The organism is Streptomyces sp. TE5632 (genome assembly GCF_054061295.1).
In genome coordinates this window covers 225,200-240,429 of the sequence record NZ_JBSSEA010000001.1, presented here as the reverse complement: position 1 = coordinate 240,429, position 15,230 = coordinate 225,200, and the positions used below count along the sequence as shown (strand labels likewise).

General features: G+C 70.6%; 10 protein-coding genes. All 10 read left to right on the top strand.

What is annotated here, in order from left to right; all coding sequences use genetic code 11:
- Positions 1–100 precede the first annotated feature (100 nt).
- The 10 genes from ACVW19_RS01100 to ACVW19_RS01055 all read left to right on the top strand — a co-directional run bounded on the left by ACVW19_RS01100 (position 101) and on the right by ACVW19_RS01055 (position 15,025).
- Positions 101–6,313, top strand: a complete 6,213-nt coding sequence (locus ACVW19_RS01100) for a hypothetical protein (RefSeq protein WP_457455665.1) — start codon at positions 101–103, stop codon at positions 6,311–6,313.
- Between the two features lie 50 nt (positions 6,314–6,363).
- A complete protein-coding gene (locus ACVW19_RS01095; RefSeq protein ID WP_457455663.1) occupies positions 6,364–9,336 on the top strand; it encodes a hypothetical protein in 2,973 nt (990 codons plus the stop codon).
- A complete protein-coding gene (locus tag ACVW19_RS01090; protein WP_457455662.1) occupies positions 9,336–9,803 on the top strand; it encodes a hypothetical protein in 468 nt (155 codons plus the stop codon). Before ACVW19_RS01095 ends, ACVW19_RS01090 begins: the two co-directional genes overlap by 1 nt.
- A 31-nt stretch (positions 9,804–9,834) precedes the next feature.
- The gene (locus ACVW19_RS01085; protein WP_457455660.1) at positions 9,835–10,308 is read left to right on the top strand and encodes a hypothetical protein; all 474 of its coding nucleotides are present in this window, start codon (positions 9,835–9,837) and stop codon (positions 10,306–10,308) included.
- Positions 10,308–10,613 carry a hypothetical protein gene (locus ACVW19_RS01080; RefSeq protein WP_457455658.1) on the top strand — a complete coding sequence of 102 codons (306 nt, stop codon included), beginning with the start codon at positions 10,308–10,310 and terminating at the stop codon, positions 10,611–10,613. The genes ACVW19_RS01085 and ACVW19_RS01080 overlap by 1 nt, the downstream gene beginning before the upstream one ends.
- A 74-nt stretch (positions 10,614–10,687) precedes the next feature.
- Complete coding sequence (locus tag ACVW19_RS01075) at positions 10,688–11,929, top strand: hypothetical protein (RefSeq protein ID WP_457455656.1); 1,242 nt, start codon at positions 10,688–10,690, stop codon at positions 11,927–11,929.
- A gap of 17 nt (positions 11,930–11,946) precedes the next feature.
- Complete coding sequence (locus tag ACVW19_RS01070; protein WP_457455654.1) at positions 11,947–12,264, top strand: hypothetical protein; 318 nt, start codon at positions 11,947–11,949, stop codon at positions 12,262–12,264.
- A gap of 214 nt (positions 12,265–12,478) precedes the next feature.
- Positions 12,479–13,507: a hypothetical protein gene (locus tag ACVW19_RS01065; RefSeq protein WP_457455653.1), complete on the top strand. Its 1,029-nt coding sequence runs from the start codon at positions 12,479–12,481 to the stop codon at positions 13,505–13,507.
- Between the two features lie 118 nt (positions 13,508–13,625).
- Positions 13,626–14,318 (top strand): hypothetical protein, encoded by a 693-nt coding sequence (locus tag ACVW19_RS01060; RefSeq protein WP_457455651.1) that lies wholly within the window; start codon positions 13,626–13,628, stop codon positions 14,316–14,318.
- A 2-nt stretch (positions 14,319–14,320) separates the two neighbouring features.
- Entirely contained in the window at positions 14,321–15,025 is a 705-nt protein-coding gene (locus tag ACVW19_RS01055; protein WP_457455649.1) for a hypothetical protein, read from the top strand.
- The last annotated feature ends 205 nt before the right edge of the window (positions 15,026–15,230 follow it).

Sequence of the window (15,230 nt, the reverse complement as noted above, 5' to 3'; positions counted from 1 at the left end):
GTGCGCTGCTCCCGAACCGGAGCCGCCCACACCGCCATGCTGCGCCCCCTCGATCACCTCCGCCCCGCTGTGCCGGTCAGACGGCAGCACCGTCCTGGCCGTGGTCCGGTCCGGGTGCGTGGAATGCGGCCAAGAGGCGGAGGACCCGGCGGTCGTCGGCTGGCTCGACATCGCCGGCACCTTCACCCCGGGCGCGCTCCCGACCGATGCCGGGCCGTGTGACGCCGGATGCGTGGACACCGTCTGTCGCACCCTGTGCGACGACACCGACGGCGACGGCCAGGCCGACACCACCTACAGCGAGCTGTGGTGCATCCGCGCCAACGGCGTCGCCGAGCTCGTCCTCACCTACCAGGACGACCCGTCCCAGGAATACGCCCCCATCGCCCCGGTGGACTGCGAGTACGGGTGCCCGGAGTCCGAGACCGTCCCCCTGTGCGACACCGCCCCCGACGGGACGGTGACGCCATTCCTGCGCCGATACCGGTTCATTGACGGGACAGCGACGTACGAGGATGTCGCCCTGGACGGGCAGACCGCCTACATCGTCACCGGCACGGTCGGCTCCTGCGACAGCACCTCGGCATGCGCGGAGCAGACCACCCCCGCGGCAACGCTCGGCCTGTGCCTGGCCGACGGCACGCCGATCGCCGTGGTGGTCACCCGCGACTGCGACGGCACGATCACCCGTGACGGCTGGCTCGACCTGACCAGCGGCGCCTGGTCGGCGGGAGCGCCACCGGCCGGAACGATCGCCTGCGGCGACAGCCGGTCCATCACGGTGGCGGGGACGTTCTGCGACGTCGACCCCGACGGTGACGTCCTCGGCCTGGTCCTCGTCGAGTACAGCTACGCGCCGGACGGCTCGATCGCCTCCGTGCGCCTGGTCGACGCCGTCACCGGTGACACCTACACCCCGCAGGGCGAGGTGACGACGTGCCCGGCCGGCGTCGAGCAGCCCGAGCGCGACCTGGTGCAACTGTGTGACACCGCCACCGACGGCACCGTGACCGTGTTCCTACGGGACTTCGCCCGCGACGAGAACGGCGCGATCGCCGGACACAGCGACTACACGCTCGACGGCGCCCCGTACGCCCCGGCCGGGACGGTCGGCGTGTGCCCCGCGGAGTCGACGTGCCTGAACTGCACGACGCACGTCCTGTGTGACACCGACGCCAACCCCCCGGCCACCATCGCCGGCACCGGCGCGTCCGGAACGCTGCCCAACGGCGTCGGCTGGACGTCCACGGGCCCCTCCGCCCTCCCGGCGAGTCGGCAGGGCGACGGCGCGGCCTGGTGGGGCGTGGCCCTCTTCCCCAACCCGAGCGTGCCCACCAACCTGTGGACGTTCGACCAGATCGTCACGGTCGAGTTCAGCGTCCTTATGGTCTGGTCACCCGGCACCGGCGCCGGAGAGAACACCATCCAACTCCCGGTCGGGGCGGTCCCGGTCAGCCTGCCTCCCGGCTACACCTACAACCGGGCCACCGGCGTCCTGAGCGCGGACAACACCCTCACCGGCTGCACCCTCAGCACCCCGACCCGGGCGGCGAGCGCCCGCTTCCGCGTGACCGGGGTGTCCTCCCTCTCGCTGCGGTACCTGGGCACCAGGGCCGTCAACGCCGAATGCCGGACGTTCGGGCACTGGCTGTTCGGCGCCCTGGACGTCTCCCTGGGTGGCGAGTTCCTGCGCACGGTGTGCCGGGACTGCACAGGGGAGGTCGTCAGCAGCACCGACACCCTCCTCGACGGGACCACGCCGTACACGCCGGTCGGGCTGGTCGGCGTCTGCCAGCCCGAGGCGGAGCAGGCGGAGCCGTGCCGCGACTCGTCCTCGACGCTCCTGTGCGACACCGCCGCACAGGAGGCCATCATCGTGTTCGATCCGGCCAACCGGCCGGGCTCGGACGGCTGGCAGGTCGTCTCCTTCACCGGCGCGAACCCCGGCTACCCCCCGGAGGCGGCGCTCCCGTACGACGCTCCGCACCCGCCGGGCGCGTTCATGGGCGCCCGCACCGACCTGTCCGCGGGCCCTGGCCCGGCCTGGCCCGGCTACGACGCCGCCCCGCACCGGTGGGTGCTCCGTAAGACGTTCACGGCCCCCGAGGACGGCATCGCGTCCGTCTCGTCCGTGGGCTTCCGTGGGGACGGCGGCGCCCGCGTCCGCGTCAACGGCGTCGACGCCGGCATGTACGGGCAGTGGAACCAGCCCGCCACCGCTGGCACGGCGCAGATCCCCGTTACCGCCGGACCGAACACGGTCGAGATCGAGGTCCGCGACGGCGGCGGCAACAACTGGGTACAGGGCCGCCTGGACATCGTCATGACCCGCACGCAGCAGTTCATGCGGCGCACGGTCGTGGACTGCGAGACCGGCGAGACCGTCAGCGTCACAGACACCACCCTCGACGGCGAGCCGTACACCGTCACCGGCGAGGTAGGTCAGTGCGAGCCCGTCGCCGAGTGCTGCGAGCAGCCGCCCCCGGAAACCCGTCTCGACGTCGAGACAGGTGAGCTGTGCCTCGTCGACGACGACAGCGGGGACGTCCTCGGCCGCGTCCTGGTCGAGCGGATCTATGACGACCAGTCCGGGGAGCGCATCGCCCAGCGGTACGTCGACCCGGTCACCGGTGACCCGGTCGACATCCCGGCCGGGGCGAGCGTCGCCGTGTGCCCGCCCGAGCCGTGCCAGGACACGTACACCACGCAGGTCTGTGACCTCCCGACCGGCGACCCAGCCGGCGCCCCGACGGCGACGGACACCAGTGCCACGCCGTACCCGTGGGACGCGGACCCGCTCCGCTGCATCAACGCGCACCCGGGCGGCGGTCAGGCCCTGTGGGACGGCGGGACGGTCGCCATCCCGGCCCGCTCCAGCGGGGCCGGGAGCTGTACCCCGAACCAGTGGCTGACGGGCCTGGCCGCCCGTCTCCAGGCCGACCGGCCGTCCTGCGACTCGGGCACCGTCACCGTCACCGTCGCCATCGCAGCGCGCAACAACGGGCCTTCGGCGACGGCTGCGAACTACGCCGGCAGCATCCGCCTCCACCGCACCGACACCGGGGCACGTCTCGCGGATAGCGGGAACACCACCCTGGCCAGCATGCCGGCGAACACGGCCCGCACGATGACCGTGACGGCCGTCAACGTCCCGGCCGCTCTCCTGGCGGCCGGTCAGATCGTCGTCGCCCTGGACGTCGAGGCGTGGGACCAGACCGGCAACACTGGCGCGGCCTGGCTGCTGTCCAACTTCGTGGCCGCCTACGAGTTTCAGCAGGAGGGCTGCGAGACCCAGTTCATCCGGAAGATCGTCACGGACTGCGAGACCGGGGCAACGGTCTCCGTCACGGACACCACCCTGGACGGCGAGCCGTACGAGGTGACGGGCGAGGTCGGCCAGTGCACGGCGGCCGGCGGCGGGGAGTGCTGCCCGTCGGAGCCGTGCCGTAACACGTCCACGCTCCTGGTCTGCGACATCCCCCAGGACGGCAGCCCGGACAGCACCGTCACGGACACGAGCGGAGCGCCGTACTACCCGTACACCACGGGCGTGCCTGCGGCCGGTGCGCAAGCTCTGTGGGACGGCGGCACGCTGACCCTCCCGGACGCGGCGGGCCCGCAGCCGGGCACGACCGGCACCGTGCGCACCGCTGCGGCGATCATCCAGGCGCCGCGGCCGGTCTGCGACGCCGGCACCGCACGCGTGACGGTGCAGGTCGACGTCACCCAGCTCGGCCCGGATGCCGGCTGCCGATCGACGGGTTTCCTCGGCCTCTACAACGGAACCGGCGAAGCGAACCGGGTAGCCCTGGCGCTCGCCCCGCCCGACACGCCTGCCGGGTGGAGCGGAACGCTCACCGCCGAGGCAGACGTACCGGCCGACGACCTCGCCGCCGGAAACATCGCCGTCCTGCTCGCCTTCGACGCGTACGACGACAGCGGCGCCACCTGCCCGCCGCCGCGCCGCACCGGCTGGCAGCTGTCGGAGCTTGGCGCCACCGTGGTCTACGACCAGGCCGGATGTGAGACGCAGATCCTCCGCACGGTCGTCACCGACTGTGAGTCCGGCGAGATCGTCACCGTCACCGACACCACCCTGGACGGCCAGCCGTACACCGTCACCGGAGAGGTCGGCCAGTGCACGGCGGCCGGCGGCGGGGAGTGCTGCCCGCCCCCGCCCCCGGAGCCGCGCATCGACGTCGAGACGACGTTCCTGTGCATCCGCGACGCCGGCGGGGAGATCACCGGCCAGGTCCTCGTGGAGCACGTCTACGACGACCAGACCGGGGAGCGTACGGAGCAACGCCTCACCGACCCCACGACCGGGGACCCGGTGACGCTCCCGGCCGGTGCCGAACTCGTCGTGTGCAACGAGCCCGCGTGCCCGGTCGCGTTCGCCACGGAGTGCGTGGGCGTCGTCGAGCGCACGGAGGCCAGTTACGACAACACCAGCCTGATCGGTGGCGAGCCGGGCCAGTGCGGCGGCGTCCAGGGCCCGAACGGGCAGTTCCCGTGCCAGCCGACCGTGGGCGCCTTCACGATCACGAGCTGGATCGTCGACGGTGTTGAGGTCATTGGCGAGGGCGGCGGCCGGACCTTCGCCGGCGGTCCGTGCGGTGATGGGACCGCCGCCAGCCCGGGGATGCATCGCAACTGGTCGCAGGCCTTGACCAACCTGGACCCGTCCGGGGCCGTCTGGTCCGCGCAGAACCAGCCGGGCTGTGCCTGGTTCGTCGGCTCTACGGGCGGCACCCGCACCACGTACGGGCCCATGACGATCGAGGACGCTGCAGGCCAGCGGTGGATCCTCAGCACGGCGCAGGCCTGCGAGGAGACCCAGTTCACGAAGGTCTACACGCAGGAGTGCGACGGCACGGTGTCCGTGTCGTGGCTCGACGCCAACGGCGTGGCCACGGACGCCCCCGACGGCGAGCAGGTGCCGTGCGGTACCGGCTGCTCCGCCGGCGGCGGCCGGGGCCTGGACGTCGAGCCGCTGGTCCTGTGCGACGTCCAGGCGGACGGCACCAGCACGCCGTTCCTGCGGCACATCTCCTACGGCACCGGCGGCGTGGTCTCCGTCGTCATCGATACCGGCCTGGACGGGTTCACGCCCTATACCCCCGCCGGAACGGTCGGCGTGTGCTCGACCGCCCCGGAGGAGGAGCCGTGCGGGGACACCGAGGTCGCGCAGCTTTGTGACCTGACCTACGACCCGCAGGCCCCCATCCCGACACCGGCGAGCGCCTTCACACTGACCGGGAACGTGGTGGCCGCCAACAACGGCACCACCCTGTGGTTCGCCCAAGCCAACCAGCCCGCCAACGGCGTAGCTGAGTTGACCGTGAGCGGGCTGCTCCCCGCCACGCTGTACGAGTTCCGGTTCGCGTCCGCGTGGATCGGCGCGGGAGGCCCCGACCCGGCCAACAACAACGCGATCTACCGGCTGGACGTCCTCGACGGCGCCACGGTGCTGGCCACGAGGACCCGGAACGTCTCCAACGGGTCCAACGTGTTCCCGGGCGGTGTGCTGTCCGAGGACCTGCCGCCGCTCGCGTTCATCGCCCCCGCTACCGGCGCGGTCACGATCCGGTTCACCGACCAGACCACCGGCGGCCCGGTCAACGACCGTGACCTGTTCCTGATGCCGCTGGAGGTGCGGACGGCGGCGCTGACCCTCAAGAGCACCCCGTTCCTGCGGCGCTTCACCTTCGACTGCAACGGCGGCCTCACGTCGACCCAGGACCTCGGCCTGGACGGCACCACGCCGTACGTCGTGCAGGGTGAGGCAGGCCAGTGCACCGCTGACGGCGCGACAGCCGGGACGGTAACGCCGTGCGACGGGCAGAACGTGATCGAGGCATGCCGGTGCGACGACACCGACGGCGACGGCCTCCCCGACACCGGCTATGTCGAGCTGCTGGCCGTCGACTGTGAAGGGACCCTGAGCAGTCTCGGCACCTACACCGAAGGCCTCACCGAGCCGTACACGCCGGTCGCTCCGGTCGACTGCAGCACCCTCGACGAGGCCGAGGGCGCCGAGCCCGCGTTCGGCGTCCAGGCCCGCCGCGTCGAGCTCGCGGCCGGCGCTTCCTGGAACGCGGCCACCCGGCCGACGCTCCAGTCGGTCACAGCGGTCGCGCACGGCGGTAACGGGACCATCACGACCACCGACGGCGCGAGTCGGCTGCACGCGGGTGAGTCAGCCACCTGGAGCGTTGCCCGGGACTCCGATGCCGCCCTTACCGGTCCGCTCACCATCCGCGCGGACACCGGCACCGTCACGATCACTTGGACCGAAGGAGTGCAACTGTGAGCGGATGCTGCGGGCAGAGCCCCATCATTCAGGCACCCACGCCCGCCCGCGTGGACGTCGAGACCGTGCTCCTGTGTGACGTCCTCGAGGACGGCACGGTCGCCGGGGTCGCCCTCGTCGAGCCGATCTACGACACGAACAGCGGCGACCGCGTGGGCACGCGCACGGTGGACCCGATCACGGGCGCCGTGTACACCCCGACGGGCACGCTCCAGTCGTGTCAGCCGGACGGCTGCAACGCCACCACGTCCGCCCTGGTGCTGTGCGACACGGCCGGCGACGGCACCCTCACGCACTTCGTGCGGACCACCACGTACGACTGTGAGGGCGCGCTCCTCGGCACCCTAGACCGCACCCTGGACGGCGCCGACTACACCGTCACCGGCACGGTCGGCGTCTGCCCCGCCGTGCCGGACTGCGAGTCGCCGACCACGCCCACCGCGACGATCGGCCTGTGTCTCCCGGACGGCACGCCGATCGCCGTCACGGTCATCCGGGACTGTGAGGGCGTCGTCACCTCGGAGGGCTGGATCAACCTCCGCACCGGAGCGTTCAGCACGGGCGCGCCTCCAGTCGGCACGGTCGCGTGCGGTGACAGCCAGTCCGTACAGGTGTCAGGGACGTTCTGCGACATCGACGGGGACGACGAGGTCGTCGGCCTGGTCCTGATCGAGTACAGCTACGCCGCGGACGGCACGATCGCCTCCGTCCGCCTGGTCGACGCCACCACCGGCACCACCTACACCCCGACCGGCACCATCACGACGTGCCCGGCCGGCGTCGAGCAGCCGGAGCAGGACGTTGTCCAGCTCTGCGACGTCGCCGCCGACGGCACCAGCACGCCGATCATCCGCGACTACCGGCGTGACGAGCTTGGCGCGATCAGCGGCCACTCGGACTACCTCCTCGACGGCACGCCCTACGTCCCGACCGGGACCGTCGGCGTCTGCCACGCGGAGTGCCGCAACTCCTCCACGGTGCTGGTGTGCGACGTCCCCGACGACTCCTCCACGGCCATCACGCCAACGATGGTGGACGGCGTCACCGCCGACACCGGGCAGACGCAGTTCCAGAACCACCCCGGCCCCTACGGGCCGTTGTGGTCGGGCGGCACGTTCGTCTACCCGGCCGGGACCGGGCCGGCGCAGCACTTGACGGCCACCGGGCAGGTCACGGCGGACCTGGACGGCTGCGACGGCGCCTCTGGCACGCTGACGATCTCCGTACGCGTCCGCAACGATGGCCCCGACACCGGCCAGGCGTGGGACGGCGCCCTCCGGTTGTTCCGCGGGACCACGCTCCTCGCCGGTCACAACGCGCTGGAGTGGGCGCCGCCCGGCTGGCGGGGGACGCTCACCGTCTCCGCGCCCGTCACGGCCGCCGAGATCGCCGCCGGGGACATCCGCGTGGCCCTCACCCTGGAGACGTACCACCTCGGCGCGAAGGCGTGGACGGCCGACCAGTTCACCGCCGCGATTGAGCTGGAGGGCTGCGAGGTCACCAGCGCAGTCCAGTTCCTACGGACCCTCGTCACCGACTGCGTGACCGGTGACATCGTCTCGACCACCGACACCACGCTGGACGGCGACCCGTACACCGTCACCGGCACTGTCGGCGAGTGCACGCCGGCCAGCCCTCCCGACGACTGCCGGGACTGCGAGCAGCTCGTGCTGTGCGACGTCACCGCCGACGGCACGAGCACCTTTCTTCGCACCGTGTGCCGGGGATGCGACGGGACGCTCATCAGCACTCTGGACACCGCCCTCGACGGGGCCAGCCCGTACGCGGTGACCGGCACCGTCGGTATCTGCGCGACCCCGCCGGCGGAGTGCGAAGCCGCGGCCGTCCAGGCTTTCCGGCTATGCGACCTCAACCCGGAGGTGGAGCCGGACGCGTCCGGCCTGCGCTGTGCCACGCCGTTCCTGCGGCACTTCGTATACGCCTGTGACGGCACCAGCACTTTCCACGACACGGAGATGGACGGGGTCACCCCGTACACCCCGGTCAGCGTGGTCGAGTGCGGGGACAGCCCGCCGAGCCTGCGCGAGCAGGTGTGGAACACGCTCAGCATCGCGCAGGACCCCGTCAACCCCCTCGTCTTCACGTACACCGTGGCCAACAGCGAGGACCCGACGCAGACCGGCACGGTCAAGATGACCGCCAACAAGGCATCCGGCGGCGCCTGCGGCGGCACCCCAACGGCCCCCGTGTGGAACGCGGCCGTGACGTTCACGTTCGAACCGGACGCGACCGTGCTCGCGAAGGCGGACGTCCTCCGCGTGGACGCGATCGACTGGGACACCTGGGAAGACGTCGTCATCCCCTCCGGCAGCCCGCTCCCGGACAAGGTTGAGTCTGACACCGGCCACACCCTGGTCAGCCCTGGTCGCTGGCACAGCACCCTCAGCAACAACACCGGGCACTTCTACTTCAACGGGCCGCCCTCCCTGGTCCGCATGTCCCACCGCAACGATGGCGGCGGCAACGCGTGCGTGGCCCCCGCGTTCGGGTTCATCAGCCTGGTCCCCGGGCCGCCGTGCGGCGTCGTCCCGGAGGTGGACCACATCGTCCAGCCGCTGTGTGACGTGGCCGCGGCCGGCACCGTCACGCCGTTCCTGCGGCACTGGACCGTCAACAACGCCACGGGCCTGCTGACGCCACTTCAGGACACCACGCTCAACGGCACGAGCGTCTACGCGCCGACCGGCACGGTCACCGTCTGCGGCCAGCAGCCCGACCAGCCGCTCCTGACCGGCGTCCGCCGCGTCACCGGCACCACCACGCTCCAGAACCTCAAGACGGAATTTCCGGGCCTCCAGTCAGTGAGCCTCACCGTGATCACGGGCACGGTCAACGTGGCGATGAGCAGCGGGGCCAGCCAACCCGTCCCGGCCGGGGCCTCCCTCACCTGGTCCGTCGCCGACACCGATGATTCCTCGCTCGCCGCCGCGATGTTCGCCGGTACCGCGGCGGCGGCGGACTACCTCTTGAACTGGACGTATAAGGCAGGGGTGGCAGGCTGATGACCGGAACGGATTCCTCCTACAGGCCCGCCCTGCCGTCTGGGTTCAAGAACGCGGAGGCGGCACACATCAACCTCCTCGCCTCTGTAGGGCAAACGCTGCCGGTGCCGGCATCGGACGTCGTCCTGCCCGAGCCCGGCGTGTACCACCTGGACACCGACGTCCGGTATGCGCTGGGGACCCCGACCACGGGCGGGAGCGGCTACATCGTCGGCCACCTGCGGGACATCACCACCGGCACCCTGCTGACCTCCTTCACGCAGATCGCGTCGATCAACGCGTCCGGACAGGAGCACCAAGGGGGCACCACGCACCTCATGGCCGAATACGTCGTCACCACTGCCCCCCGGACGATCCGGATCTTCCTGATGCTCGTCCGGACCGGCGGCACGCTCGCCGCGGGCGAGGCCGGCGGCTCGGACAGCAACGGTGCCACCCGGACCAGGTGGCACAAGATCCGGAATTGACCCCTCACCGTCTCACCCAAGGGAGACAGACATGTCCGGCACCAGCGGCAGCGTGGCAGCGGCCACGCCCGATGACGAGTACGAGATCCTGTGTGACGACGTGGGGAGCTTCCTGCGCCGGTACAGCACCGAGGGCGGCGCGACAGTCGTCACGGATACCGAGCTGGACGGGACGACGGCCTACGTGCCGACCGGCACCGTCGTGCGCTGCGACGCCGAGCAGGCCCCGGCCGCGAACCCGGTGATCGACTCGACGATCCAGCGGCAGACCGGTGCGGGCACGGTGACGATCGCAGCCGGGGCCCGCTCGGTCACCCTCGTCGTCTACGCCGGATCTCCGACCGTTGCGATCGGGGGCGGTGCGGCCGTCACCCTTGCCCCGGGGACCTCCCTGACCTGGAGCGTGGACCGAGGCGGCGACGCCGGGGAGACGCTGCAGGACGAGTTCGTGTTCACCGGCGTCGCCGGCAGCGACTTTCTGGTGAGTTCGACCAGGGAGGTCTGATGGGTACGGCCGGGGACTACGAGGCGCCGCAGCGGCGGGAGGAGCGGGCGACCGCCGTCACCGACGGCAACGGGAACGCCGTCTTCAACTGGCCGGTTGGCGCGTTCTCGGCGCCCCCGGTCGTCACGGTCGGCCTCCAGGCAGGGAGCGCGTTCCGCTCACACTCCATCGCCGCCAACTCTGCGACGTCGACGACGGTCAACGTGCTCGCCGCGGCCGGGGTCACCCTGCTCGGGATCGGTGTCCTGGCGGTCGGCGCCCCGGCCGCCGGGGTCACCGTCCATGTCCAAGCCGTCGCCCCGTAGCGGCGACCTGACCAACCTCTTCAGGATGCCGCTGGTTGTGGGCCGGGCACGACTCCTTCCCTCGGGAGCTTCACATGGCTAAGTGCTGCGGCCCTGCGCCCTGCAACTGCCGCGTCGTCGCCGGGACCGGGACCACGGTCACCGGCAACGGGAGCGCGGCCACCCCGTACACCATCAGCGCCGACGCGGGCACGCCCACCGAGCTGGAGGTCACCGACACCTCGACCGTCGACCTCACCCTGACCGGCACCGGTACGCCCGGGAGCCCGTACAACGTGAGTGCCGCGGTGGTCCTTGACCCGGCTCCGCCCGGCGGCGGCAGCAACCTCGTCCATGCGGGCCCTGACGGCCTGTACGTCGAGTGCGCCGACGTCCGCTCGTGCCTGTCTGCGGGGGACGGGATCGCGTACGACCCGGCCACCGGGGAGATCGCCGCCGAGCCCGCCGCGCCGCTGGTGACGGAGGACAGCGACTGCATCGCGCTGACCGGCGACGGCACCACTGGCGCCCCGCTCACCGCGGCCCCGGTCATCGACCCAGCCCCGGGCAACGCCCTCACCTGCGGCCCTGGCGGGCTCATGGTCACCCCGGGTGCGATCTCCTGCGACGACGTCCGCCCGTGTCTGTCGGCCGGGGATGGCATCGACTACGACCCGGACACCGGCGTCATCGCCGCCCGTCCGTCGACCGACGCGGGGAACACGCTGGAGTTCGGTAGCGACGGCGGTCTCCTGGTCCCCGGCCCGGAGCCGCTGGAGACCGGTTGCGGCCTCACCGGGGACGGCACCACGAGCGCGCCGCTCGCGGTCAGGACCGCGACGTGGCCGTACGCGTGCGATCCGGACGTCAACGGCACGGCGGTGGTGTGTGACTCCACGGGTGTCCTGCGAGGCGAGCCGCGCTCCTCGGTGTACTGGGACCAGCTGTCCGAGGCACGGGACTACCCCAACCCCGTGGTGCCCGCCGGGTTCGATGTGGTGGCGGATACGTTCACGTTCCAGGTGACCAACCCGAACCCGTGCCGGCCGGTCATGGTCGTGGTCGAGCGGGAGGCCGACGTCGACTTCGACCTCCCGGCGGGCGCCGGAGCAGCGGCCGGCCAGGACACGGACGAGATGTCGTATTTCCGGAACTCGGGCACGACGGCGATCATCGACCAGCACGTCCAGAGCACGAAGGTCTTCCGGCACACCGCGGCCCTCGCGCCGGGCGCCACCGCGACGATCAACTTCCCCGTCACCATCGGCCGGGGCAGCGGGGGCGCCACCTACAACCGGATCCAAGTTTTCATCCGAGCCCTGATGATCACTATCTGACCGTCTGAGGAGCCGACATGCTTGCAGCCCTTGCCGACCCCGGCGACGTCGACACCGACGCCTACTACGTGATCTATGACGACGGCTCAGTGGGCCGTTTCGCTACGACCGGTGGTGAGCCGGTGCTCGCCAAACCCGGCCGCCTGGTGACCGAGGAGGAGTACCAGGAGCGCGCCGACGAGCTCGCCGCGGAGCGGGAGGAGCACCTCGCCCGCATCGCGGCGGAGGACGAGGCCCGCACCCGGGCCGCTTACCAGGCGTTTCTGACCGCCGGGTTCCCGGAGGAGGTCGCGCGGCAGATGTCTGGCTACATGGGACCTGCCGACGAGAGTTGACGACTCCTCGACAACCTCGTAACACCCGCCGTGGCCTGCGGATTTACACCCCGGTGAGCGGCGCATTCCGGAAGAATGGGGACCGGAAACACTTCACCCTCGGGGTACGGCGGTGGGCGCCAATTCCCGAGGGCTAGCCGACTGATAGGAAGTCGACTTGACCGACGTTACGGCATCTCCGCCGTCACACGAAGGGATCCCGCGCCCTCGACGCGTGAGCGCGATCCAGGCCGAAGCGAAGTTCCGGGCCGCCGTAGAGGCGCAAGGCGGAACAGTGGTCGGCGAGTACGCCAACGCCCGTACGAAGGTTCATTGCAGGTGTCGGCACGGGCATGACTGCTATCCGATGCCGACCAGCACTACGCGAGGCGTTGGCATCTGCCGGACGTGCGCCGGGCAGGACCCAAAGGCGTCAGAAGCGAAGTTTCGGGCAGCCGTTGAGGCGCAGGGCGGCACGGTCCTCGGCGATTACGTCACCGCCCTCACACCTGTCCGTGTCCTGTGCGCCAAGGGCCACGAGTGCCGCCCGTGGCCCAGCTACGTCAACTCGGGCGGAGGCTTCTGCGCCATCTGTGCGGGCAGGGCGCCAGGCCTCTCCGCGGCGGCATTCCGACAGCGCGTGGCCGAGCTGGGCGGGACTTTGCTCGGTGACCATGTCAGCAGGCACACCCCGGTTCTCGTCCGCTGCCCCAAGGGCCACGAGAACCGCGTCACCCCGGGGCACGTATTGAGAGGCACTGGCATCTGCCGGACGTGTGCCGGTCAGGATCCCCGGGTCGCTGAGGCCACCTTCTTGATGCTCGTCGAGCAGTACGGCGGAGAAGCGCTCGGCTCCTACGTCAACTCGGACACGAAGGTGCTCGTGCGATGCATCGAGGGCCATGAGGTAGCGGTGAGGCCGCACAACCTCGTGGCCGGGCAGGGCCTGTGCCGCATCTGTCGCGGCCGGGCCTGGGATGTCTTCTACACGGTGGTCGACGACGTCTTCGACGTGCTGAAATTCGGAGTCACCTCCGGCAACCCTCGCCCCCGCCTCAGCCGCCACAAGAAGGACGGATTCGAGCAGGTAGTGCGTCTGCACGAGAAGCTGCCCGGCGGGGTCGCCCCAGAACTGGAGGGCTGTATCAAGGCGGCCCTGCGAGACGCTGGGGAGAAGCCGGTGCGCGGCTTCGAGTACTTCCCAGGGCGCGTATTGCCCGTGGTCCTCGACATCGTGGACAACCATCCGACCCTACGGGCCTGACGACACGTGACGCCCCAGCCTGTGGCGCTATGTCCTAGTTATGCTAGCGATGTAGCGCCGCTGGTTCTGGGCCGGGCCTTCCTGCTTCAAGGGAGGTTTGACGCCCATGTCGTGTCCATTGATCGCAAACCTGGACGTGGTCAGGATCACGAGGGTCGATGCCTGTGGCCGCCCGGTCTGCGGCGACGACAACGCCTTCGTCTTTGACTGCCTGGCGAGCATCTCGACAAACCCCAACGTAGAGGAAGGCGAGGACGTCACCTACAAGGCCGCGAACGGCCGGCAGTGTGGCTACCGCAGAGGGTGCAGCTCGCTAAACGGGTACGACGTGGAGATCAACTTCTTCTCCGTATCGCCCGAGTTCCTGGAGATCACGACGGGTAACCCGGTGGTCTACGACTACGCGGGCAACCCGATCGGCTACGACGACTGCTCGCTGCAGTGCAACAGCGGTTTCGCGCTGGAGTTCTGGGCGGAGGTTCTCAATACGGACGCATGCGCGGCCGATGGACAGGGCGAGGGCGCGTGGATCTACTTCCTGTTGCCCTGGGTGACGAACGGCATGCTGGGTGATTTGGAGGTCGGCTCCGAGGCGGTTGAGCTGCAGATGACCGGCGCGACCCGGGCGGGCGGCGGCTGGGGTACCGGACCGTACGACGTCATGGCGCAGGACGCGGCCAACACGGCGGGCCCGCTGCTCACCCCGCTCGGCCCGACCTGCCACCGGCGCATGTTCGTGACGACAGTTCAGCCGCCCGAGCCGACCTGTGAGTACGTGCCGGTCACCGGTGGTCTCTGCCTGGCGTCCTGACCGTGACCGACCTCGACCTGGTCGTGCCGGTGCGCGAAGGTCCCGTCAACCAGCAGCTCCGCTACGCGCTGCGCTCCTGGTCGGCGAACCTCCCGCACCGGCACGTGTGGATCATCGGGTACAAGCCGGTCTGGCTGGCCGGGGTGCGTCACGTCCCGACCCGGCAGACGGGCACGAAGTACGCCAACACCACGGCGGCGATGTGGCTGGCCTGCGAGCACCCGGAGATCAGCGACCCGTTCCTGTACGCCAACGACGACATGTTCGTCATGGAGCGGGTCGACGAGATGCCCGTGCTGCATCGGGGGCCCGTGCGCGACGTCGAGACGTACTACGCGGCGCGCGCTTCCGGCCAGTACCTGCGCGGCATGCAGGAGACCCGAGACCTCCTCATCCAGCACGGGCACCCGGACCCGCTGTCGTACGAACTGCACGTGCCGCTCGAAGTTCATAAAGAGGGCATGCTGCGTGCCCTGGGCGTCGGCCGGTATCTCTCGGTGCTGCACAAGCGGACAGCTTTCGGAGTGCTGAACGAGATCGGGGGCGAGCGGATCGAGGACGTGAAGGTGTTGCACCGCGGGCCACGCTTCGACCGCTCCACCCCGTTCCTGTCGACGATGCCCGACAGCTTCGCCAACGGCGAGGTCGGCCGGGTCATCCGAAGCCAGTTTCCCCAGGCGTCCCAATACGAGCTGCGGAGGCGCTGATGTCGCTCCAGACAGGCCCGTGTGAGGCGTGGCCCACCAGGTTGTGTTGCGATGTTGAGAACGTCGCGGAGGAGGACCTCGAGCGCTGGACGCTCGTCGCCTCGCGGATCCTTTTTGCCTTGTCCGGCCGGCGGATCGGCCCGTGCCCGGTCACCGTGCGGCCGTGCAGGCGGGCCTGCCTGGATTCCACAGGGTTCGTATCGTT